Source organism: Idiomarina xiamenensis 10-D-4 (assembly GCF_000299895.1).
GTDB classification, from domain to species: Bacteria; Pseudomonadota; Gammaproteobacteria; order Enterobacterales; family Alteromonadaceae; genus Idiomarina; species Idiomarina xiamenensis.
This window is the reverse complement of sequence record NZ_AMRG01000017.1, coordinates 27,114-50,641: the sequence shown is the minus strand read 5'-3', so window position 1 is coordinate 50,641 and position 23,528 is coordinate 27,114. Positions and strand designations below refer to the sequence as shown.

19 protein-coding genes are annotated in these 23,528 nt (G+C 51.9%); 8 read left to right on the top strand and 11 right to left on the bottom strand.

Features of this window, described 5'->3' with window-relative positions; genetic code table 11:
• The first annotated feature begins 15 nt into the window (after positions 1-15).
• Positions 16-1,359: a diguanylate cyclase domain-containing protein gene (locus A10D4_RS11710; protein WP_008489747.1), complete on the top strand. Its 1,344-nt coding sequence runs from the start codon at positions 16-18 to the stop codon at positions 1,357-1,359.
• Positions 1,360-1,390: 31 nt separating this feature from the next.
• Here the strand turns inward: A10D4_RS11710 and A10D4_RS11705 are convergent, their stop codons facing one another.
• Positions 1,391-3,514 carry a hypothetical protein gene (locus A10D4_RS11705; protein ID WP_008489746.1) on the bottom strand — a complete coding sequence of 708 codons (2,124 nt, stop codon included), beginning with the start codon at positions 3,512-3,514 and terminating at the stop codon, positions 1,391-1,393.
• Between the two features lie 187 nt (positions 3,515-3,701).
• Here A10D4_RS11705 and A10D4_RS11700 point away from each other — a divergent pair, with 187 nt between their 5' ends.
• Positions 3,702-4,547: an endo alpha-1,4 polygalactosaminidase gene (locus A10D4_RS11700; protein WP_008489745.1), complete on the top strand. Its 846-nt coding sequence runs from the start codon at positions 3,702-3,704 to the stop codon at positions 4,545-4,547.
• Positions 4,548-4,585: 38 nt separating this feature from the next.
• Here A10D4_RS11700 and A10D4_RS11695 read toward each other — a convergent pair whose 3' ends face one another.
• From A10D4_RS11695 to A10D4_RS11660, 9 genes are all read right to left on the bottom strand, one after another.
• Positions 4,586-5,539, bottom strand: coding sequence for a VWA domain-containing protein (locus A10D4_RS11695; RefSeq protein WP_008489743.1), 954 nt, complete (start codon positions 5,537-5,539; stop codon positions 4,586-4,588).
• A complete protein-coding gene (locus A10D4_RS11690; RefSeq protein ID WP_008489742.1) occupies positions 5,536-6,606 on the bottom strand; it encodes a vWA domain-containing protein in 1,071 nt (356 codons plus the stop codon). The genes A10D4_RS11695 and A10D4_RS11690 overlap by 4 nt, the downstream gene beginning before the upstream one ends.
• Before the next feature lie 2 nt (positions 6,607-6,608).
• The gene (locus tag A10D4_RS11685) at positions 6,609-7,385 is read right to left on the bottom strand and encodes a MotA/TolQ/ExbB proton channel family protein (protein WP_008489741.1); all 777 of its coding nucleotides are present in this window, start codon (positions 7,383-7,385) and stop codon (positions 6,609-6,611) included.
• A 9-nt stretch (positions 7,386-7,394) separates the two neighbouring features.
• A complete protein-coding gene (locus tag A10D4_RS14480) occupies positions 7,395-7,523 on the bottom strand; it encodes a hypothetical protein (RefSeq protein WP_272942933.1) in 129 nt (42 codons plus the stop codon).
• 15 nt (positions 7,524-7,538) lie between these two features.
• Positions 7,539-9,536, bottom strand: a complete 1,998-nt coding sequence (locus A10D4_RS11680; RefSeq protein WP_008489740.1) for an SUMF1/EgtB/PvdO family nonheme iron enzyme — start codon at positions 9,534-9,536, stop codon at positions 7,539-7,541.
• Between the two features lie 2 nt (positions 9,537-9,538).
• Entirely contained in the window at positions 9,539-11,038 is a 1,500-nt protein-coding gene (locus A10D4_RS11675; RefSeq protein WP_008489739.1) for a hypothetical protein, read from the bottom strand.
• An 11-nt stretch (positions 11,039-11,049) separates the two neighbouring features.
• Entirely contained in the window at positions 11,050-12,198 is a 1,149-nt protein-coding gene (locus A10D4_RS11670; RefSeq protein WP_237738547.1) for a hypothetical protein, read from the bottom strand.
• A gap of 148 nt (positions 12,199-12,346) precedes the next feature.
• Complete coding sequence (locus tag A10D4_RS11665) at positions 12,347-13,009, bottom strand: hypothetical protein (protein WP_008489737.1); 663 nt, start codon at positions 13,007-13,009, stop codon at positions 12,347-12,349.
• 251 nt (positions 13,010-13,260) lie between these two features.
• The gene (locus A10D4_RS11660; protein WP_008489736.1) at positions 13,261-14,163 is read right to left on the bottom strand and encodes a LysR family transcriptional regulator; all 903 of its coding nucleotides are present in this window, start codon (positions 14,161-14,163) and stop codon (positions 13,261-13,263) included.
• Positions 14,164-14,251: 88 nt separating this feature from the next.
• Here A10D4_RS11660 and A10D4_RS11655 point away from each other — a divergent pair, with 88 nt between their 5' ends.
• The gene (locus A10D4_RS11655; protein ID WP_008489734.1) at positions 14,252-15,172 is read left to right on the top strand and encodes a DMT family transporter; all 921 of its coding nucleotides are present in this window, start codon (positions 14,252-14,254) and stop codon (positions 15,170-15,172) included.
• Between the two features lie 5 nt (positions 15,173-15,177).
• Here A10D4_RS11655 and A10D4_RS11650 read toward each other — a convergent pair whose 3' ends face one another.
• A complete protein-coding gene (locus A10D4_RS11650; RefSeq protein WP_008489733.1) occupies positions 15,178-16,323 on the bottom strand; it encodes an acetyltransferase domain-containing protein in 1,146 nt (381 codons plus the stop codon).
• A 238-nt stretch (positions 16,324-16,561) separates the two neighbouring features.
• Here A10D4_RS11650 and A10D4_RS11645 point away from each other — a divergent pair, with 238 nt between their 5' ends.
• The 5 genes from A10D4_RS11645 to A10D4_RS11625 all read left to right on the top strand — a co-directional run bounded on the left by A10D4_RS11645 (position 16,562) and on the right by A10D4_RS11625 (position 23,517).
• Positions 16,562-17,212 (top strand): TetR/AcrR family transcriptional regulator, encoded by a 651-nt coding sequence (locus A10D4_RS11645; protein WP_008489731.1) that lies wholly within the window; start codon positions 16,562-16,564, stop codon positions 17,210-17,212.
• On the top strand, positions 17,205-18,893 hold the full coding sequence (locus A10D4_RS11640) for an acyl-CoA dehydrogenase family protein (RefSeq protein ID WP_008489729.1): 1,689 nt from the start codon (positions 17,205-17,207) through the stop codon (positions 18,891-18,893). The genes A10D4_RS11645 and A10D4_RS11640 overlap by 8 nt, the downstream gene beginning before the upstream one ends.
• Positions 18,894-18,909: 16 nt before the next feature.
• A complete protein-coding gene (locus A10D4_RS11635; protein WP_008489727.1) occupies positions 18,910-20,400 on the top strand; it encodes a class I adenylate-forming enzyme family protein in 1,491 nt (496 codons plus the stop codon).
• Between the two features lie 134 nt (positions 20,401-20,534).
• Positions 20,535-21,623 (top strand): transporter substrate-binding domain-containing protein, encoded by a 1,089-nt coding sequence (locus A10D4_RS11630; protein ID WP_008489726.1) that lies wholly within the window; start codon positions 20,535-20,537, stop codon positions 21,621-21,623.
• A gap of 25 nt (positions 21,624-21,648) precedes the next feature.
• Positions 21,649-23,517: an ABC transporter ATP-binding protein gene (locus A10D4_RS11625; RefSeq protein ID WP_008489725.1), complete on the top strand. Its 1,869-nt coding sequence runs from the start codon at positions 21,649-21,651 to the stop codon at positions 23,515-23,517.
• Positions 23,518-23,528: the final 11 nt, after the last annotated feature.

The window sequence follows — 23,528 nt, the reverse complement described above, 5'->3', positions numbered from 1 at the left end:
TCATAGGCGGATAAGGTGTTAAGAAAAAGAAACCTCGTCATTTTTGGTGGCATTTTACCAATTTACTTAGTGCTGGTATTGGTAACCACTAATACGGTTGTTCGATTGCTGCAAACCGAGCAAGAAGATAAGTTACGAGAACAGGTAAGGCAGGAGATTTCATTAGCAAAATCTCGGCTTGAAGCAAATCTTTACCGTGATATTTTTCTTGCCGATAGTTTAGCGACGGTACTAACCATTGATCCACAACGCGCAATCGCCAATTGGCAAAGCATAGCACAACGTTTGCTGAGCAAAGCCCATCAAGTCCGCAATGTAGGTATTGCACCTAACGATGTCATTTCACACAACTACCCCATAGAGGGTAATGAGAAAGCTATCGGCTTGGATTTTCGTAACGTGCCAGAGCAGTATCGGACAGTGCAAAAAGCTCGGCAGCAAGGTGATGTTTTTATTGCTGGGCCGTTACCCTTAGTGCAAGGTGGTACAGGCCTGATTGCGCGCTATCCGATTTTTACCGATTATCCTAACAATGAAAATTATTGGGGAACTGCCAGTGTCGTTATTGACTATGACTTATTATTCGCACTAGCGGGTTTTGCGGACATTAATCAGGCGCAGATTGCCATTCGAGGAGTTGATGGAGCCGGTGCTAACGGCGCCATATTTTATGGCCAAGAACAAACGTTTGAAGAAGCCGATTTTACCTTACCGATTAGTATTCCCAACGGCGAATGGTTAATCGGTATTCATTACAACATCGCCATACCGAGCAAACAGCAGCAAGCACTGCTGTTTGTCAAAGCCATCATTTTTGTGTTTGCCTTGCTGCTATTCTTCTCGGTCTTTAGCCTGTGGCGTGCATATCAACTTGCGAATAAGTATGCGATGCGTGATGAACTTACGCAGTTGCCTAATCGTCGTTACGCCATGAAAGTCTTGCAAGATACCTTAAGCAGTCGAAAAGCCGTTAAACCTTTTAGCCTATTATTAATAGATCTCAATGACTTTAAAGAGGTCAACGATAACTATGGTCATGACGCGGGCGATAAGTTATTACAATTTGTGAGTAAACTTTTACTTCGTTCAACACCAAAGTCAGCGATTGTCACCCGACTTGGTGGAGATGAATTTCTCGTGATTTTACCCAACAAAAAGCAACCCGCAGTGGTCGCTTCGATCATAGCAAAGATCAAGGCTAACGCCAGTCAATCAGCGCTACGTTGGCACGATGCTCGCCTTTACCCATCATTAAGCATTGGCTCAGCGTTATATCAAACTAGCGGCGACACCTTAGAAGATTTACTCAGGGCCGCTGATCAGTCGATGTATATCGACAAATCGAAAAAAAACCAGTGATGCCAGAGCTGCATGTACCTAAGTGGCAATATTAATACACGCTATAAACATGCAAGGTATACAGTAATGACAATAATAACAGACCCAACAACCACCAGACCCGGTGCTTATTAGCATAAGGGTCGCGCAGGCGACGTTTGGCGCCGTGCGGCAAACGTGCTAAGCCGGTTAAGGCCGCACCAAAGCGTGAATTAATCAAGGCGCGGGTGTTAATAGCCCAGCCATTGGCGTCTAACAACGGCCCTAAGTTTCGGCGCCGCAGGGTCAACCAAGCCATCACCATCGACGGTCCCGAAATCAACAGTAACACGCCCGCTATCGCTAACGGTGTTTGCCACCAATTGAGCGCAAAGAAGCCCGCGGCGATGGCTGCCAGTGTGCTACCAATGGCGCCAATCGCCAAACCAATAGCGGCGAATATCCCGGCGAATTTAGCGATATCAAATTGGCTGTTGCCGCTGTCGGTTTTGCTGGCGGTGGTGGCAGTGCTAACCTGATTACTGGTTTGTTTAGCCACGTCTTTGTCGCGTTCGGCAGCCATTTTATTCATTTGCGTCTCGACAAAGGTGGCGACTCGCCGGTAAGGCGTCCAGAACGCTTGGCGTACACTGATCGGCTGCGCCACCACTTTGGTCACGGTCGCATGCCAGTCGCGTCCTTTGCGGTCATAAAACACGCCATTACGACCCGGCATCATGGAATAATCGACGTCTCCACCGGTAAGTGCGGCTACGATCTGCAGCGGCTTTTCACCCTGCCTTGAACATTGGCAATAGAGCAAATAGCAACCACTGTATGGCGACATCAGCTGGTGTTGTTTTAAGTTATCCACGCGCAACACCAGTTCACAACTGCGCTGATCGATATATAAGGTACCGGCTTGAAAAATGGCTTCCTCGCGATCCAGATAAAAGTCACTGAGTGAGACAAAGTTACGCAGTAATTTAACTAAATCGCGTTGCAAACGAGTCAGTTTTTCTAATGCCTGTACGTCATCGGCAAATTGTGTGATCGCTAGGTCACGCTCGATCAGCGCTTGTAAAGCGGGCTGCTGTTGCGCCTGTAAAATATCGCGCAAACGGGCAACACCTAAGTCGTGTAATGGGCTATCAGGGCGCCGCGCCAACCATTCTTGATACGGCTTTAATCGAGCCTTGACGGTTTGCCATTGGCTCAACGTGAGCGCGTCACTGGGTTTTATGTCATCCAACAACGACATCACCGCTTGCTCAACAAAGCTCGACATGGCACCAGCCCAAGCCGGGTTAATACCCGCTTGCAGCGGCAACTCGGGCTGCTCGTTGACAGCCGCTATCGGCAACGCGGCCAGCGCTTCCTCACCACGAGCGATAGCGCGCGTGCGCATGTCACTATAGACACTGGCATCGGGGTTTAGCGATTCCGCCGCCCGGGGGTCATAGGCAGCTAGGCCACAGCGTACAAAATAATCGTCAATTTTTGCCTCAACTTGGCTCAAGGCCGCAGCCGCAGCGGCAGTTTTCTCGGCCAATGGCATCAGGTTCTGGTCGTCTTGCTGGCTTTCATCGTGCCAGTCGACAATGGCTTGCGCTTGCGTAAAAAAGTCGGCCAGTTGCGCCGCATCAATACCCATTTCACCGCTACGATCGGCGCGCCCGCCCAAGCAACCGACGATATCGCCGATCAAAGTCTGCAACGCCGCATCATCGGTTAACGCAGCCACAATCACGCCGTCACCGTTAAAGTGTTCAGCGGCATATAGTCGTGTCATATCGCTAAAATCGTTAACCTGTAAGCGCTCGCACTGCTCGCTGTCTAAATAGCGTAAAACACGCTGCGCCGACGCCAATAAGCTCTGTCCTAACTCATCCTGCGTGGCTATGTTAGCTAGCGGCAAACCGGGTTCGGCAAACATCACCTGCAAATCGGTTAAGCGTTCGCGACACCAGTTGACGCTTGCCAGCACCTCCGGCACACGCACATAACCGTCGTTATTGTCGTCCATTAACGACAATGTCCGGCTATCAAACTCCAAGCCCTCGGTAGGACAGTTCAGCACCGTCCATAATTTCGGGTCGAGTTCGTGTAAATGCTGCAAATCGGCTGCGGTTTCGATCAACACTTGATCAAAGCCACCAGCCCGAAAGAATCGCCATTGGTGAGAAACGCTACTCATAGGTGTCCTTGCTTAGGATTGAACAGTCTATCAACGATGATAGCCAAATTAGCACGGTAATGCTCATGGGTTATACGAGTAAGTGACGAAATTGATTACTTAAAAATAGTTGCTGCTATCATCGACATGGTTTTATGATTTGCCCATTCGCTGGTACTGGCCAGCCCCTAAGGAAGGATTCAAACTGATGCGTCACTGGCTGTTAATTGCCTCGTTTAGTGTTCTGTTATTGACCGCTTGCGGAAGTGATAGTGGCGATTCCGCGCCAACGCCAGATGCCGACAACGGCGACACGGGAACGCCCAGCCGATACCAACCTGAGCTTGGTAGTAGTTGGCAGTGGCAACTAAAAGGAGAGCTGGACAGCGACTATCAAGTCGATATCTACGATATTGATTTATTCGATACGCCAGCCCGCCAAATTGCCGAGTTGCAGCAACAAGGGCGCCGCGTCATTTGCTATTTTTCGGCGGGTTCCTATGAACAGTGGCGCACGGATGCGAGCCAGTTTAGCGAGGCCGAATTGGGTTCGACGTTGGCTGGTTGGGAAGACGAACGTTGGCTGGATATTACCAGCGACAATGTTCGTGCCATCATGAGTCAACGCATTGCATTAGCGGCAGAAAAGGGCTGCGATGCCGTTGAACCCGATAACGTCGATGGTTATACCAACAATTCTGGTTTCAATTTAAGCTATGCCGACCAACTGGCATTCAATCGCTTTTTAGCCAGCGAAGCCCACCAACGTGGCCTGGCTGTCGGCCTAAAAAACGACTTGGAACAAATTGTTGATTTAGTCGATGAGTTTGACTTTGCCGTGAACGAGCAGTGCTTCGAATACAACGAGTGCGACTATCTAGAGCCCTTCATTGCCGTAGGTAAACCGGTGTTAAATGCCGAGTACCGCGCAACTTACGTGAATAATAGCGAGGCGCGCGCGGCCTTATGCCAACAATCGCTGGCGTTGCAATTCAGCACCCTAATTTTGCCGCTGGATCTGGATAACAGCTTCCGCTTTAGCTGTCAGAACTAGGCAAGTAACGAGGTTTTTAACCCGACTAAAGCCCATAACTAAAGGCCCATAAAGGTGCCGTTGTTGCGCTGGGCAACTTCGCGCATCAGGGTGGAAAACTTCACGACTTCACTGCGCGGGTTAACGTCAAACCCGCGCTTCTTAAAGCCGATGCCATGAATACGTGCAATTTGGCCACCGTTACCGTCATTATTCAGCGCGGTAATATGCGTCGCTGCGGCTTCGTAGGAGCGTCCGGCGTAATCGTCACCGAACACATATAGCGCCAAGTTACCGGCATAGCGGCGATAACTTTTTAAGGCTAATTCGATGCCCTCCACTGGCGAGCTGTTGGACGCGCCCGACCAACTGCGCATGCCTTGTAATACACCGGCGCGTTGCGCCTTACTGTCCTTGCGCCAACCACCAGCATGGTTTTGGCCGAGCACGTCGCCGTTATCCGACATCACTTGAAAGCCTTTCACGTCGGGATGGTTATTTAATACCTCTTGCATGGTACGCATGACCTGCGGCCATAACTGTCGCATACTGCCCGAGGTATCAATAATAAACACGACGTAATCGCTATCAACAGGTACACCGCCCACCGCTTCATCACGGGTTTCTGCACGCCCGGCATTGAGTGCGGCCCGCTCGCGCTCAACTAGGGTTTGTTCTAAGCCCGAGGCGGCATCGGTCAGTTGTTGGACGTTATTTTTTGCACGCGCAATCGCGCTTTGCAGCGCTTCGGCCTGTTCGGCATTACTAGCAGCGGCAGCCTGCATCTGTTGTAGTTGCTCTAATTTGTCGGCAAAGGCTTGCTGCAAAGCGGCACTTTGCTGTTGCGCCTGCGCAATCGACTGGATCAGAGTGCTGACTTGATTAGCGTCGCGAAAGTCCCCCTCGTCGCCATTTTTTGCCAACAAAATCAGCATCACCACGGCACCGAATGCACACGAAATCACATCCAAGAACGATAAGCTAAACACTTCTATCGGCGTGCGTTTACTCATGGCCAACTCCGTGCCGGACTGATCAATAAGCCACCGGTGATATCCGCCCAGTTCCAATACGCCGAAGCCGCCTGTGGATCACCCTCCATCGGCAACAAAATGATGTTAGTGCGTACCGATTTGGGTGCTGCTGTTTGAAAACTGTGTAAAAAAGTCAGTAAACGACAATCGCCATCGATGGTTTTCATTTTACCCGGCAACGGCTGACACTGGGCGTTAGTCTGTAAGCCCGACGCGTCGCTTAATAAGGTGGGGAGCCCATCGGTGATCACGTACAAATCGGTCATATCGGGCATGGCTTGGGTGATGGTCATCAGCGCCTGTTGCAAATTGGTACCGTGTTGCGGCACTAAGCCGTCGATGGCCTCGCTTAACGCGTTCATGCTACTACTGACTTTGGCGCTATTGACCGCGCGTAAACCCAGTGGCTGCGCCTGCTCATTAAAAGCCACCAGCGCCACCTGCGAGCTTTGCGGTAAACGTGCCAGTAACCATTTCGCGACGCGTTTAGCACGTTGCCACTTAGGCCCACGTTGCTTATCGGCGGCGGAGCCGATTTTACGCTTGATCACGTCAACCAAGCCCTCATCGGTCATCGACGCACTATAGTCCAACAAAATACCGATGGCTTTGCCTTCCACTTTTAAACCCAGTAAATAGCTCTCTTCGCCGCTACCGCTTAATGACAAGTTATCATCTGCGGTCTCTGGCGCAGCAGCCGCCACCGCCTGCTCTAGGTTTGCCAATACCGCTAACTGGTCATCGAGCGCGCGCTGTGCCGCCTGTTGCTGGATCTGTAGTTGCTCGATACGGCTTTGAATTTGCTCGGCAGAGGCCGTTTCTGAAGATAAATTGGCGTCGGTTTGCTGAAGCTGCTGTAGGGTTTCTTGTTGTTGCTGTTGCAAGCCTGCCAAGTCGCTTTGCAAACGTTCAATTTCATCGCTAGGGACGCTGGTGCTGGCATTAAATTTAACCACGATGAGTATCATTAGCACTGCGCCTAAGCCACAGGCCATGACGTCCAAAAAGGCGAGATTAAAACCGTCGCTTTTACGCTGTTTGCTCATGATTAGCGGTGCAACTGGGTCAACAAATGCGTTTCGCAGTTTTCACGGGTCTTGATGACCATTTCGTCTTGGCGATTATTCAATACGTGTAGTACGTACATCAAAATGATGGAAATCACCAACGCCACCAGGGTTGAGTTGAACGCCACACCGAGCATATCGACCATACCCGAAATGTCGCCAGACACCGCCTCTTCGGCCTTCGCTAACGCGCTACCGATACCGCGTACGGTACCGATAAAGCCGATGCTGGGAATGGCCCAAATAAAATAACGGATCAGCGCGTTACCGGCCTCTAATTGCACTGCCAGCGCATCGACACTATCACGCGTGGCGTCGGCAGCGTGCTGTACGTTGTTGGTGTTTTTGTAACGGCGCAGACAATTGATCCAAGTAGCAACCGAGCTGTTTTTGGCGTGGCTACTTTGCTGCAGGTCATTAATTGCCTGATCGACGTCTAACGGTTGCGATTTATCGTAACTTTGCAGGTAATCGGTGGTGAATAGCGGCTCTTCGATAAAGACAATGCGGTAATACTTGTAACCCATGATGACCAAGCAGAACAAACCGATGCTGATACAGATTTGCTGCTCAAGATCTTTTAAAATGACCCAAATACTGACCGTGCCACCCGCACCTTGCGCAGCAATGGCCGCTTGTGCGTTGGGTATCACCACACCTTGGTAGAAAAAGTGCACGACCGCGATGATCACTAAAAACACCGGCAGGCTAACCACCGGCGGCATGTTCATGCGAGTATTATCTTTTGCTGTTTTCATCGCTGTCCCTTAAATGTCCACCGGAAAGGCCACCGGCGAATCCAGACTAATTTTCACCACTGCGGCGGTTGCCGAGGCGGCAATCACGACCAGTATCAATGCTAACCACAGCTTACTTTTAGACTTTTTTTGCATCATCGAGCCTCTTCTCGCTTAATCGTAACGAGCAATGCGGAAACCGATGGTGGCGGCCGCACCGTCACCCACAATTTTAGCGGCATTACGCAGCTCTTGAAGGCGTCCCGATTCATAATTGGCGCCTTTAACCACGTGTTGCTGACCCACTGTCGGCCCTAAATAGTCGGTGTGCGTCACCGAGGTATCGGGTGGGTTGGTGGTATACCGGTCGTGTACCCATTCGCTGACATTACCGGCCAAATCAAACAAGCCTACGCGGTCGGCTTTGAAGCTGCCCACCGGCGCCTTGCCGGTGAAACCATCGTTGTAATCCTTGAGAAAAAACGTCTGTTTACCCTGTAACGACTGATCGGCAAAATTACCGCTATGGTTCGGAATACGTTCACCGTTACCCCAAATGAACGTGGTCGCGGCAGAGCGACCCGCCTGTTTGGCTAACCACTCCCATTCGGCTTCGGTCAACAAGCGATAGCCGCGCGCCTCGGCATTAACACCCACCACTTGCTGGCCTTGGATGCGATAAAACAGCGGCAAGCCCTCTTGTTCGCTGAGCCAATTGCAATATTGCACCGCCTCTAGCCAACTGACCTGGCTAACCGGTAACGAACTGGTACCGCCTTGCTGGGTAAAGGCATGATATTGGGCTTCGGTTATTTCATGCCGAGAGACCCAAATTGGTCGTGAAAAATCGACCCTTAGCTGATATTCGTCTCGCTTGCGGTCGCGTTCGTTGGCAGGCGAGCCCATCACGTATGCGCTGGGCTGAAAACGTGCCATTTCAATACCCAGCGTCGACACAAATAGTGGCCGGCCCTCGGCACGCCGCGCATCAAACTCGGTCAGCAACTCCATTTGCACTTGCGTGACACGATCTTGGCGCGGCTGTATCTGCCGCGTAACCGTGCGATAACCGGGCTTAGTTAGCGTTAAGCGTTGCTCGACGGTCTGCAAGCGCAGCTGTTGCGGTGTTTCGCCCTGTACTTGACCGTTCACCTGCAACTGTCCGGGCAGGTTGCTTTGTACTCGCACGTCACCATAGGTGGCCACTAACTCAAAATGTAGCTTTTGTTGCTCACCGACACGCGGCGTTAACGACTGCTCTTGGCTGGCATAGCCGTCGCGCTGATAGCGCACTTGGTGGGCTCGATTGGCGGCAATGGAGAGGTTACCAAGTTGCTGTGAACGGCCATCGATGGTCAGCACACCGTCTGCCGGCGTCGCACTAATTTGCAACTGACTTTGCAATGGCTGGAGTCGATAAGCACGGCTAACCGAGGGCTGGTTATTGCTGATTTCGATACTATCATCGATGGTTTGATAACCCGCCGCGGTCACTTGCAATTGATGGCGCCCTCCAGCCAAATTGATGCTCAGCGGTAACGGTTGTGGTTCGCCACCATCTATCCGAACGCTGGCGTCGGTGACTTGACTGCTGACGCTCAGCTGTCCTTCTATCAGAGTCAATGCTGGCGTTAATTCGACCTCTTCACCGCGCGCCAGCGACAACGACTGTTGCCATGATTGATGAAAAGGGCTATCGACACGCAATACATAGTCGCCAGCGGCGAGTTCATGCTGCAAATGATTGCCAACTGCGATGCGTTGCTCGTCGATAAACCAACTGGCCTCGACGTCATCAGCTAAGCGCGCGTGGATGAGCGCCGGTTGCGGCTGCAGTGTAACGCTGAGGGTGCTGGGACTGTCGGCGTTGATAGTCAGCGTTTCGCTGATATAAGTCGGCGCGCTAATCTCGACCGTCAGCTCACCGCCAAATAAGCTATAAAGGCTGTGTTCAGACACCACACCAGCACCATTCAGCACGCGCACGCTGGCTTGTTGACGTGCTTCTTGTGGTGCAATTTGCACCGCATAGCCCTTAACGAACACCAACCAATAAAAAAAGCTAAGTAACACCAGCAGGGTCACTATCGCGCCGGCAATCACTACACCAGCACCCTTGAGTTGCTTGGCTTTAATATGGTCGTCAACACTTGCGCGTTTACTATCGCTCACGGTCATATCCTTTCGTCACAAATCAGTTCAATTCGCGCTTGTTCTTGCCCTGGCGCCAATGCTAGCGTCACGCGTTTGCTACGATAGCCGTCGCGCCGTCCCTCTAAGGTGTAGCGACCCGGTTTAAGCTGAATCACTTTTTCATCGACGGTGCCGACCACGCCAGTGCCGAGCACGCGAATATCGGTGCGATTATCAGAAATCACCGTCACCGCAACCGGCTGTTGCAGTTGATCGATCTGTTGCGCCAACTGCTGTGCTGCTTGTTGCAGCCTTGCCGACTGCGGCATTAACGGTAACGCCGTGGCCAACAAATCGGTGGCCGCTTGTTGAATATTGCTGTCGGTTAATCGTTGTGGACGAGCGTTATAGTTGTCCAATTGCTGTTGCACTTGGTTCAATTGTTGCGCCTGTTGTGACCACAGCTGTAACTGTGAGTTATTAGGAAATTGCTGCAACGCCGAGGCGCTGAGTTGCTGCACTTGCCGCCAATCGTCGGCGCCGATCAACTGTTGGATACGCTGTTGCTGTTGTTGTAACTGTTGCTCGTGTTGCGCGCTGGCAAGCGCTTTACCCAACTGCTGGACATTGCCTTGTTGCGGCGCCTGCTGCCGGGCCTGTTGATAAGCCTGTTCGGCAGCCGTTAAATCACCGCTTTGTAATGCCGCCACGCCCTTCGTCACCCAACTATCAGCTTGCTGCTGCTGTTGTAAGCGGCGCTTGTCGCTCAGTGTTTGCTGCCAAGTCGACTGCCGCGCAGGGTCTAATGCCAGTACCTTGGTCAGGGCGTCGATCTGAGCCGATAGATTATTCTCGACCTCAGCGACGCGATAACGATCTAACCAACGGCTAACCTCGGGGTAAACCGCGATACGTTGTTGCAGTTGCTGCCCCTGCTGGTTGTCGGGGTCGAGTAACAGCGCTTTCTCCAACGCCAGTTGCGCGGCGCTCACTTGGTCACTGGCAAATGCTTGTTGCGCCTCGCTAAGACGCTGTTGCAATGTTTGCTGCCAGTTGGCCAAGATGGCTTTGCCTTGCTCACGAGCCTCGCCTAACTGCTGCAATGCTTGTTCATAATCGCCGTTAGCAAATGCCACCAGAGCCTGCTGTTTTGCCGCCAGCGCGGCGGTCACCGCCGATTCGGCAAAACGTTTGACGTGGGCTTGCGTCAGTTGTGCCTCTAACCCTTGCTCGAAAATCGGCAGCTGTTGCATAAACTGCTGCCGGCGTTGTGCTTGCTGCTCATCGGTCCCGGTGTCTGGCGTTGCAAGGGCTTGTTCAGGTTGCTTCTCGGCGCTAGCGTCAGCGCTACTCTCCAACTGCTGCGCAGCAGCCGGGGTGCTGCTGTTAATCAGCACTTGCTGTGCCAGCCAGCCCAAACTCAATAACGCCAATAACAACAACAGCACCGCTATGGCGATGAGCCAGCGTCGACGCTGCTGCTGTGCTTGCTCGGCAAGCAGCGCGTCAATCTGGCTTTGTGGTTGGTTGTGCTCAGCCATCGGTGGCGCCGTTACAATCGCGTGTCGGGCGTTTGTTCAAGCGCATAAATTTTACGTAAATGCGCCTTCCACTGCTCGTACTGTTCGCTAGCGGTACCTGTTAATTCGACGCTTTTGTCGTCAAACTCCATCACCGTTGGGCTCAAGTTCAAATCTAAGCCTTGCCCCATTTCATCGATAACCGTGCGGGCGACTTTTAGGTTCTCGTTGGCTTTGTAGGCATCTTTTAGCAACCACACCGAACCAATAGCACCGGCGGTTCTGGCAACCGCTGTAGCGGTAGACGAACTGTTATTGCCCAATACCGCTGCCAACACCCCTAAACCAATACCCAATGCCGCTTTGGTGTTACGCTCGGCACGCGCTTCGCGAGCACGCACAGCTTCTGGCAGGGTTTCTTTTTGCCACTGTCGGTAGGCGTCTTCGGTTTCTTTATCAAACACCTCGAACTGGTCTTGCATGCGGTCGACGAACAGTAAATCTTGCGCCCGCAAATTTTGAATACGTTGGAACATAGGATCATCTTCGGCCGGTAAACCGTTCAACGAATATTGATAATATTGCTGTCCGTCATACCGCTTTAACTGGCGTGAGACGTAGCTGTCGTAGGCCTCAGGTGAGTAATACTGTGCATAACGCACCAACGTGGTTTGTTTGATACGTTGCTTTTGCGTATCGGGTAATTGCGTGACCAAATCGTAAACATAATCACCAATTTGGCTAAAGACCGGTTCGTAGGGGTTTTTATCCTGATTCTGTTGGTCGCGGAAAAAATACTGCGAGACCGTGTGTTCAAACTCGCGCTCGCCCAAAATCGTGCCCGCGCTATCAATGACCATCACCGTGATGGTCACAACTTCGCTATCGGAGTGATTGATGGTGCCAAGCACAAATAAATCGGCGGTGGTATCGGTACTGGGTACGTTATTGACCGAGCCAAACGCCTTGGTATCTTGCAGCGCATGTTTGGTTTGAATCGCAAAGCGCTTGGCTTCGGCACGGCGCAATTGTGGCCAAATATCCATCTCGCCCAATTCATCGTAATCGATATGCCCACTATCAGCGTCAATCGGAAAGCCCGGATTAAACACCGGTACCGCGACGTCCAAATAAATGCTGCTGTTGTAGTTATAGCTGCGTTTTGTCGGTTCGCTCTGCATAGTTGAGCCGGGACCCACCATTAACGGGCCATTTTGTGTTTTGGGGGTCGCGCCGCAGCCACTTAAGAGGAGTGTGAATGCGCACAACAAAAACAGTAATGGTTGCTTCGATAGGGTAACGTTGTTGATTGACATAATCGTTCTCTTATTAGGATTTACCGCAGTTGTAATCAAGGTACTGCTGGGTCAGCTTTTCCTTGCTGGCAGCATCACTGGCCTGTTCAATTTGTTGCCACAGTAAAGTACATAACACCGACGCGTTATCCGCTGGTGGCACTGCTTGCCGTGGCCCTCCAGCGCCCTGTGGTGGGCTGCCGGGTTGTGCAGCCGGTAGCGCTTCTTGCTCGGTGGTCGACGACTCACCCTGCTGTGAACGCTGTTGCTGATGTTGTTGCTCGCTGGTGGTCTGTGTAGACGAACTCTGCTGTGCTCCTTGCTCTCCTTGCTGTTGGCCTTGCGCTTGACCAGCACCGCTTTGCCCATTGCCGGTTTGGCCAGCAGCCGCTTGACCACTTTGCTGTTCGGCGCTAGCCATATCGGCTTGTACCTGTTGCAAACAGGTGGCGTAATCGTCGATAGAGTGTTGTAAGGTTTTTTCCAGTTGCGCAATTTTCTCCTCACGCGTCAAACTGGTGGGATCTTGCTGATCCAAACTGATGCCGCTGCAATCATAAGCCGCACCTGGTACATAAGTACCTGAATTCTGCTGATGTTGCAGGCCGTTTAGGGCATAAGCAGTGCCCGCGACGGTTAGCGCGGCGCTTGCCAATGCGATAGTTAGCCCCATCGCTTTCATCAAATTGCTGGTCATATCATTCGTCGGTCCCGTTCGGCGTCACTCGACGTCGAACATAATAGCAGCCATGAGCACCTTGTTAATAACATGTAATAAAACTAATACTCATCTTTTAATACCGTATCCGTTAGCCGTGAGCAACATTGGATACGCTTAGTTTATGAAATAGCATAACCAAGAGCGATAAAAAGTACTGTTAATCAACGCAGATATCGGTAACAAATCATGTCAGCCTTTCATATAAGTCATAGTCGCAAAGGCGATAGCTATCCAAGCTCGCGCGTATAGGCCAGCATGAAGTCGATAAGCAGGCGCACCCGTTGCGGTAAGTTATCACGATCACGATAGAGCATGTGGATCAGCCTTGGTTGTCCGATCCAGTCGCTCATAATCGCCTGTAGCTCACCGCTGTCACGCAGTGCGGTGGTCATTGATAAGGGTAAAAAGCCGACACCGATACCGTCTGCAACCGCTTGGCTAGCGACACTGATGTCGTTCACGGCTAAGCGAATAGCTGCGGGCTGGGGTACCCATAAATAGTGAGCCTGAGTATGTTTGTGTTGCAAACGCCAATGCGTAATGGGAGTACTGACCACCAGCGGTACTTGCGCCAATTCACTCGGGTGAGTTAACCGTAACCAGGCTGCCTGTTGCTGACTGGCGTAAAGCATAAATGGCACCTGTAGTAAGGGTCGGGCAATCCAATCCGAGGGCGGTAAGTCACCAACACGAAAGACCATATCGATCAATTGCGCGTTCATATCAATGTTGCTGTTCGACAGGGTCAGTTGAATGTCGATGTCGGGGTAGCGCTGTAAAAAGCGATTCAGTGCTCGTCCCAGCCAGTGTTGGGTGCTATTCACCGGCGCGGCGATGCGGATGGTGCCACGTGCGCCATGTACTTCGTGATAAAGTTCACTGCTAATATCGGTCAGTTCGCCAAACAACGGCCCACAGCGTTGCAAGTATTGCTGTCCCGAGGCGGTCAAGGTAACGCGATGCGCATCGCGGTGCAGCAAACGCAACGCCAACTGTTGCTCAAGCCGCTTGATTCGACGGCTCAACGTCGACGCCGGCAATCCGGCCTGCTGCGCCGCTTGCCGAAAACTGCCATAGCGCGCCACCAGCCAGAACAGATGCATGTCATCTAAGGAATAATTAAGTTTCATATTTGGAATCTAATGCGCCACAAAGGCCTATATCAAACGCTAATTGGAACTTATAGACTAGCACCCTAACGATAAACGGGGTAAAAATATGAGTGAAAGTTCACGCGGTACCGTGTTGATGCTGTTTATCTGCGCGTTCTTTTGGGGCAGTACCTTTCCAGTTGCTAAGTTTGTGCTGAACGAAATGGACGGCTTATCGCTGGCCATCTGGCGCTTTGTTATCGCCGCCAGCCTGTTAGCCTTGTATATGCTCTACCGGCGTGAGCGCATAACACGCTTAAGCCTGGCGCAGTGGGCGTTAGTCATCGTTGCCGGTGTCGTCGGTATTGGCGCATTTAATTGGGCCTTATTTACCGGTTTAACGCAAACCGCCGCCACCAATGGAGCGTTGATCATGGCGTTAAGCCCACTGGTAACTAACCTGCTAGTGGCTATCATCCAAAAACGCTGGCTCACCCTGCCACAAGGCCTCGGCATCGCGCTGGCGCTACTGGGCGTACTGTTAGTCATTACCGACGGCCAACTGCAACGTTTACTGCAATTGCAGTTTAATCACGGCGACCAGCTAGTGATTTTAGGTATGTTGGCATGGAGTGCTTATACCGTCTGTAGTCAATATATCTCGCGTTGGTTGGCGCTGTTGCCCTTTACTCTACTGAGTATGCTAGCCGGTTGTGGCGCGCTGCTGTTAATGAGCCTTGCGCAAAGCGCCAGCCATCCCGTTGCAGCTTTGGCTAACTTGAGTTGGACAGCGACCGCAGGCGTACTTTATGTCAGTATCTTTGCTACCGTGCTGGGTTATTTATTATGGCTTAACGGCGTCAAAGTACTGGGTCCGGCAACGGCCTCTTTATTCTTTAACTTAGTGCCAGTATTCTCCGCCCTGACAGCATTGCTGCTAGGCCAACCTCTGACCGCCATCCAACTGTTAGGCATGGTCATTGTGCTGAGCGGCTTGATGCTGGCACCGCTGTGGCAACGCTTGCGGCGACGTCGAGCGACCGCCTAAGCAACTTACAGATACTTGATCCAGGCTTGTCGGCTGGCGCGCTTGTATTGTGCAAACCTGCGTGTCGGCCAATACAACGCGAAGGCTAACAAGGCGCTGATCAACCACACCTGCGCCATGCTATCGACACCAAAGTAATCGCCCTGATTAGCACCGAAGTAGGCGAGCGCTAATTGGTATAACGCCAGCAACAGGTATAGGTGCAAAAGATAAAAGAACATCGGCGCGCCGCCGTATATGGATAAGTAATTGTTTAACCGGCTGTTATATTTTTCTAGTAACGCTAAGGCGATGAACATAACGCCTAAGGTGACTAATAAAAAGTTAAGCGATGGCGGATATTTGGTCACATTGAACACCGACATCAACGTCTGCGCAACGCTATCCATCATTTGCCAGGGCAGTGTTTCGCCGTATAGGTTGCCGCCGCGTAATAGCGCAAAAGCCAGTAAACAGCCGATCCCCAGCCATAATAGCCAACGCAGACGTTGCGCCGCTGGCTGTTGTTTCGCATATAAGGGTCCAGCGGCGTAGCCCAACAAGATCACACCAATCCAAGGCAATACCGGATAACTGACTTTAATGTTTACGGCAGCATCGGTCAGTAACCAGCCGCGGTCATGTAATATCGTCCACAGACTATAGCCCCATTGCTCAGGCTGCAGATTAATGGGCGTCAGCAGATTGTGTCCACCTACGAGTAACAGACCCACGCTCAATAGCAGCCAGCGCGGCCAATTGACGCAAACTGCCAGCACCAGCATGCACAGGCCAATGGCCCAAATGACCTGCAACCAAATGGTGTGATAGCTACCCATCCAAGAAAACGTCACCAAGGTGACTTCTAGCAGCAGCAAAAATAGACCACGGCGCCACAAAAACTGGCGTGTTTGGGTTAAGTCGAACTGCCGTGATTGGGCGAAAAGCCACGCCGATAGGCCGGTTAAAAAAATGAATATCGGTGCGCAAAAGTGCGCCGCAAAACGACTCCAAAACAGACTAGCGGAGGTTTCGCTGATCAGCATCGGATCGCTGACCTGCATATGCAGAAAAAACCGCTCCCGCACGTGATCTAACAGCATCAGTAAAATGACCAAACCACGCATGGCGTCGATGCTATTGATGCGTTTAACTATCGTTTCAGTGCTCATGCGCCCGACTCCAACCCGGCAATAATGATACGTTATAATATCACGAATACTAACCGAATCATTATCCCTTGTCACCAGCGCAGAGCTATCAATTCGCTGGTTTTACCCCACCAAACCGGCTCTGTAGCGCTGCCCTAGAAACTCGTTTGACAAAAAGTGAATCTAGATTCATTCTTTAGCTATTGTGACTTAATCAACAACGTGACGACAGCCCGTGGCTTACCGAGAAACCCATAAAATGCGCGATCGCAAAGCCGCGACCCGCGAACATCTGCTGATTTGCGCGCAGCAACTGGTCGCTAGCGCTGGTTTTAGCGGTTTACAAATGCAGCAATTAGCCAATCACGCGGGCGTCGCCACCGGCACTTTATATCGCTATTTTCCAGCCAAAGAACAGTTGGCTGCCGAGGTCTTTAAACGTGCGACCCGCATTGAGGTAGCGCAAGTGGCGCAAGCGTTGACCGTGAGTGCAGCAGCACCCGCACAAATTGCTCATGCACTCAACGTCTTTGCCCAGCGCGCACTGCGTGCGCCGACATTAGCTTGGGCGCTGATTGCCGAACCGGTGGAAGCGGCTGTGGATCAGCAACGCTTACAGTTTCGTCAGCAATATGCTGAACTGTTCGCTACCAGCATTCAACGCGGCATCGATAACCAGCAACTTCCGGCACAGAATGCGCAACTCAGCAGCACGGCCATTGTTGGCGCGATTGCCGAGGCCCTAATTGGTCCGCTCGCACAAGTTAGTCGACACACCGAAGCCAATACGCCACAACCGTCGACTACCGTGGTCGATGACATTGTGCAGTTTTGTCTACGCGGCTTACTCGCCGCGCCATACTCGACGGCGACCACGCATCGCTTAATTCAGGAGAACGCTGATGACTGATCTGATATACCCCATGCAAGATCGCTATGGTGCGTGCACTCATCGTGTATTAAACCAGCCACAAGCATTGGAAAATTATAATCCTTATCAAGCCGATAAGGCCTTACAAGCCGCAGTGAAGCGCGAAGGTGCCGGCTGGGCTGAACCACAAATTCATGAGTTTGGCGCCGTCACCGGGCGGGCGGACACCATAGCCTTAGGCTTTCAAGCCAATGCCCAGAAACCACAATTGAAAACTCATGATCGCTATGGTCATCGGATTGACCAAATCGACTTTCACCCCAGCTACCACACGCTCATGAAGGCATCGATTGAAGCCGGTTTACACAGCAGTCCTTGGCGACAACCCAAACCCGGTGCACACGTTGCACGAGCGGCAAAATACTACCTGCAAACCCAAGTCGAGGCCGCGCACGGCTGCCCGATCACCATGACCTTTGCTGCTATTCCAGCGTTACAACACCAACCGTCGTTAGCGGCCTACTGGCAGGACAAAATTACCGCTTATCACTACGACCCGCGTAATTGCCCCGATGTCGATAAGCAGGGCGTGACTATCGGGATGGCGATGACCGAAAAACAAGGCGGTTCGGATGTGCGACAAAATACAACGCGCGCTTACCCCGTGGGCAGCGACGCGCGTGGTGAACTGTATGAATTAGTCGGGCATAAGTGGTTTGTCTCGGCACCGATGTGTGATGCTTTTTTGGTGTTGGCGCAAACCGAGCCGGGTTTAACCTGCTTTCTAGTACCCCGGTGGCGCCCCGATGGCAGTAAAAATGCCTTACAAATCCAACAATTAAAAGACAAGATGGGTAACGTCGCCAATGCTTCCAGCGAAGTCGAACTGCGCGGCGCATTAGCCTGGCGTGTAGGCGAGCCGGGTCGTGGTGTACGCACCATTATCGAAATGGTCGCCACCACCCGCTACGACTGCATGATCGGCTCCGCAGCCGGTATGCGGCAAGCCACCGCGCAGGCCATCCATCATGCCAGTCAACGCCAAGCCTTTGGCGCCAAACTGAGCGAACAACCGTTGATGCAGAACTTACTTGCCGATCTGGCCTTAGAAAGCGAAGCGGCAATGACTTATATGATGCGCATGGCGCGGGCGATGGATAACCCAGACGACGAGCACGAGCGTTTACTGGCGCGTATCGCCACCGCTGTCGGTAAGTACTGGATTTGTAAACGTACGCCAAATCACGCCTACGAAGCTATGGAGGTCATTGGTGGCAGCGGCGTGATGGAAACACATATTATGCCGCGGTTGTATCGCGAGGCGCCGGTAAATGCTATTTGGGAAGGCAGTGGTAATGTCCAGTGTCTCGACATTTTACGTGCCATAGCGCGTCAGCCAGCGGTACTCGATGCCTATTTTGATGAGCTGAAAGGCGCTGCTGGCAATGCCACCTTTGACGCCTTTGTACGAGGGCTTAAACAACAATTTAACGACCGCGAGACACTGGAATATCGCGCCCGGCAAGTGGCCGATAGCATGGCATTAGCGTTGCAAGCTGCGCTACTTATCCAACATGCTCCTGCCGCCGTTGCTGACGCCTTTGTCGGTAGCCGCTTACAAGCCGGTGTCGGCGCCTATTGCGGTTTGAACTACGGCAGCCTAACAACCTCTGCCGATTGTCGCGCCATTATTACACGCGCCGCACCACATCACGCTTAAGGTTAAGGATGCCGCTATGAATATTGCCGATTATGTTGCTCGTAATGGCCGTAAATACGCCAACGCTGACGCGCTGCTGAGCGAAGACACACACTTAAACTGGCAGCAATTGGATACCTTGGTTAACCAAATGGCACATTGCCTGCGCCAAGACTATCAAGTCGGTAAGGGCGATCGAGTCGCCTTGTTACTGCCTAATAGTGCCGCCTTTGTGATCGCCTACTTTGCCGTCATTCGCCTGCAAGCTATCGTGGTGCCGATAAACGTTAAACTGACCAGCGCCGAATTGGATTATATTTTGGGCGATGCTAAGGCTCGCTGTGTGATCAGTTGCGAGCTCACGCAACAGCCGTTAGCCGCACTCACTGACACCGTGCCCTGTTTGTTACTGAACCAACCTCAACAACAACTCGCGGCGTATGCCGCCGAGGCTATCGAAGCACAACATAGCAGCAGCGATAACTGCGCCATTATTTATACCTCTGGCACCACTGGTCGCCCTAAGGGTGTGCTGTTTCAGCATCAAGCGCTAATTGCCGTTGCCACCATGTTTGCCGTAGAAATGCAGTATCGTCCCGAAAGCCGTCTGCTGAATTTGATGCCTTTTACCCATTCGGCGCCGTTACATTTGAGCTTGGTGGCAGGCACCATGGTCGGTTGTTGTCAGGTCGTCGCGAGCAGTTTTAGTCCCGATATTCTGCTAACCCATGTCGCCAAGTATCGCACTACACACTTTTTTGGTGCCCCGGTTGCCTATTTGCTAACCGCGCAACATCCGGCTATCGCGACCACTGATTTGTCCTCCATGAGTCACTGGATTTATGGCGGCGGACCGATGTCGCCAGCACAAGCCAAACAGGTGCAACAGGCCTTTGCCAGCGATCAGTTTTACTGCGTTTATGGGTTAACCGAAGCCGGTCCAACCGGTACGTTATTGTTTCCAGAGCACGGTTTAACCAAGGCTGGCTCAATCGGCAAACGCGCGGCGCTAAATACCGAGATCCGTCTTGTCGATGACCAGCAACAAGCCGTAGCCCCGGGTGAGGCTGGCGAAATCGAGCTGCGCGGCGAAGGCCTGATGCGTGAGTACTGGCGTAATCCTGCGGCCACTAGCGCCAGCTATAGCGAGGCGGGCTGGTTAAAAACCGGTGATATCGCGGTGCAGGATGACGATGGCTTTTACTGGATAAAAGATCGCAAAAAAGACCTCATTATCAGCGGTGGTGTAAATGTCTATCCGCGCGAAGTCGAGGAGGTTTTGAGTAACCATCCCAGCGTACAAGAAGTCGCCGTGATCGGGATACCTCATGAGGAATGGGGAGAAAGCGTTAAAGCGGTGATCATGTTAGTGCCCGAAGCCAACGCCAGCGACACCGAAAACGCTTTGAAAACCTACATAGCCGAACACCTCGCGAGCTACAAACACCCACGTTTATATAGCTTCGTCGATGACCTACCACGCAATGCTAACGGTAAAGTATTGAAGCACAAACTACGCCAATCATAATGCCAGCCAAGTTGACCTCCGAATAACCTGCCACGGCGCCGATATCCACACTCGGCGCGCGGCTTTGTGATTGATTTTACGTGCTATACTCGAAACGTTTCGTTACCACTTCAGCCACCACAAGGATGTCGAGGATGCTTGATAACGCATTGTTTCAAAAAACTAAAGGTTGCTTCGTCGCGCTGTTGCTTAGCTTACTATTAGCGCCGCTAGTACAGGCACAATCGTTGCAGGTAGCCGTGCGTGAAAATCCGCCTTTTGTTATGCAAGATGCGCAAGGTAATTACCATGGCCTGAGCATTCAACTATGGGAACAAATCGCACAGCAACAGGGCTGGCAGTACAGCTATCATAAAACCTCATTAGCAGATGTGTTAGCGGGCGTGGCCGAGCAACGATTTGATGTCGGTGTCGGCGCAATTTATGTGACCGCCGAGCGCGAACAGCTGTTAGATTTTACCCAACCGTTTTTTAATGCCGGGTTAGGCATTGCGGTTAAGTCTGAACAGCAACCGACATGGTGGTTGGTGATCACCCGCTTCTTTAGTTGGGACTTCGTTAGCGCACTGACCGCGCTGATTGGGATTTTATTGCTATCGGGTTGGCTTGTGTGGTTGTTCGAACGACGCCATAATGAGGATGAATTCCAACGCAATAGCTGGCGCGGGATCGGCGCTGGCTTTTGGTGGGCAGCGGTGACCATGACCACCGTCGGTTATGGTGATAAGTCGCCACGAACTACCGGTGGCCGTGCAGTCGCGCTGGTGTGGATGTTTACCTCGGTGATCATTATTTCGAGTTTTACGGCGTCAATTGCCTCGTCGTTAACCGTTAATCAACTCGGTAGTGCGGTCAAAGGACCGGCAGATTTGGCTAATTTTCGTGTCGCCACCTTGCCCGATTCTTATAGTGCTGAGTGGTTAAACGACCGCAGTATTGGCTATCGCGGCGACTATCAAGACCTGCAACAAGCGCTGCAAGCCTTGCAGCGAAACGAGGTCGATGCGGTGGTTTATGACGCGCCCTTGTTAAAGTATTTAGTGCGTCAATACAGCGACGCTAGCTTACGAGTATTACCCAATGTCTTCATGCAACAAGATTATGCTTTCGCCGTTGCCGAAGATAGCCCGCTACGCGAGCAAATAAACCGATCGCTACTCGATATCACTGCCACCAACGAGTGGCAGCAAGCAGTCAGTAACTACTTAGGCAGTAACCAGTGATTCAATGATAAGGATGTAACCGCTGATGTTTCGATGGTTTGAAAATCGCTTAAATCCGTTTCCAGCGGAAGAGCCGACCCAGCCGCCGCAAAGCTTTTTTGGCTTTTGCTGGCACTTTACCAAAGGCAGTACCCCATACATCGTACTGACCGCCTTATTCATGGCCGGTATTGCGCTGACCGAAGTCTGGTTGTTCGCCTTTTTAGGCAACATTGTCGACTGGTTATCGCAACAAGATCCAGAGCACTTTGTGCAACAACAAGGCACGCGCTTACTGGCGATGTCGGCAGTGGTGCTGATTGGTTTGCCGTTGATGGTGTGGTTACACTCAATGTTGCTGCACCAGACCCTACTGGGTAACTATCCGATGCGTATTCGCTGGCAGGCGCATCGCTATCTGATGAAACAGTCGATGAGCTACTATCAAGACGAGTTCCCGGGCCGGGTAGCCACCAAGGTCATGCAAACGTCGCTAGCGGTGCGGCAGTGCATCACCACACTGATGGAGATCGTCAACTACGTTGGCGTTTACTTTATCGGTATGTTCATCATTATTGGTAGCGCCGACTGGCGTTTAGCATTGCCGTTAGCGGCGTGGGTGATACTTTACGTGGTTCTGCTGAAGATTTTTGTACCCCGGCTGGGCAAAGTCTCGCAAATTCAAGCCGACGCGCGTTCCATCATGACCGGCCGCATCGTCGACAGCTACACCAACATCCAAACCGTTAAGTTGTTCTCACACGCGCAACGCGAAGCCGCTTATGCCAAAGAAGGCATGGACGGCTTTTTACAAACCGTGCACAAACAAATGCGTTTGGTGACTTGGCTGTATGGCTTTTTGTATGCACTCAACTGCGCCTTACTATTTGGTTCTGCGGCTACCGCTATCGGCTTGTGGATGAACGATAGTGTGTCGTTAGGCGCCGTCGCGGTGGTCATTGGTTTGGTGCTACGCCTGTTCGGTATGTCGCAAATGGTGATGTGGCAGTTATCGACACTGTTTGAAAGCATCGGCACCGTGCAAGATGGTATTAAGTCGATATCATCGCAGCGCCAAGTGGAGGATAAAGCCGACGCTCGTGATTTAGTGGTCAAGCATGGCAGCATTGTATTCGACCATATTCGTTTTCATTACGGTAAAGACAGTGGCGTTATCGAGGACTTACAACTGGCTATCGCGGCAGGTGAAAAAGTCGGTATCGTCGGTCGTTCGGGTGCTGGCAAGTCGACCTTGGTTAACCTGCTGCTACGTTTTTACGACCTGCAAGGTGGACGTATTCTTATTGACGGCCAAGATATTGCCGAGGTTAAACAAGATAGTCTGCGCGCCCACATCGGCATGGTTACGCAAGACACCTCGTTGCTGCATCGTTCGGTGCGTGAAAACATTGAGTACGGCCGTCCTGAAGCCACCGAAGCGATGGTTATCGAGGCCGCCAAACGCGCCCATGCACATGACTTTATTTTGGATTTAGCCGACCCGCATGGTCGTACCGGCTACGACTCGCATGTCGGCGAGCGCGGCGTCAAACTGTCCGGCGGACAACGCCAGCGTATCGCGATTGCGCGAGTGATGTTGAAAGATGCGCCGATTTTGATTTTGGATGAAGCAACGTCAGCACTTGATTCGGAAATCGAGGCGGCTATTCAAGAGAACTTGTACAGTTTAATGGAGGGCAAAACGGTTATCGCTATTGCTCACCGTTTGTCCACTATCGCCGCGATGGACCGTCTAGTGATCATGGATAAAGGGCAGATCATCGAATACGGCAGTCATGATGAATTGCTTAGCAAAGGCGGTCTATACGCACAATTATGGCAACATCAATCGGGTGGTTTTTTATTACTCGAAGATGATGCCGAGGAACAACAGCAGCAGGCCACTACGGTTTAACCGCTGGTGGC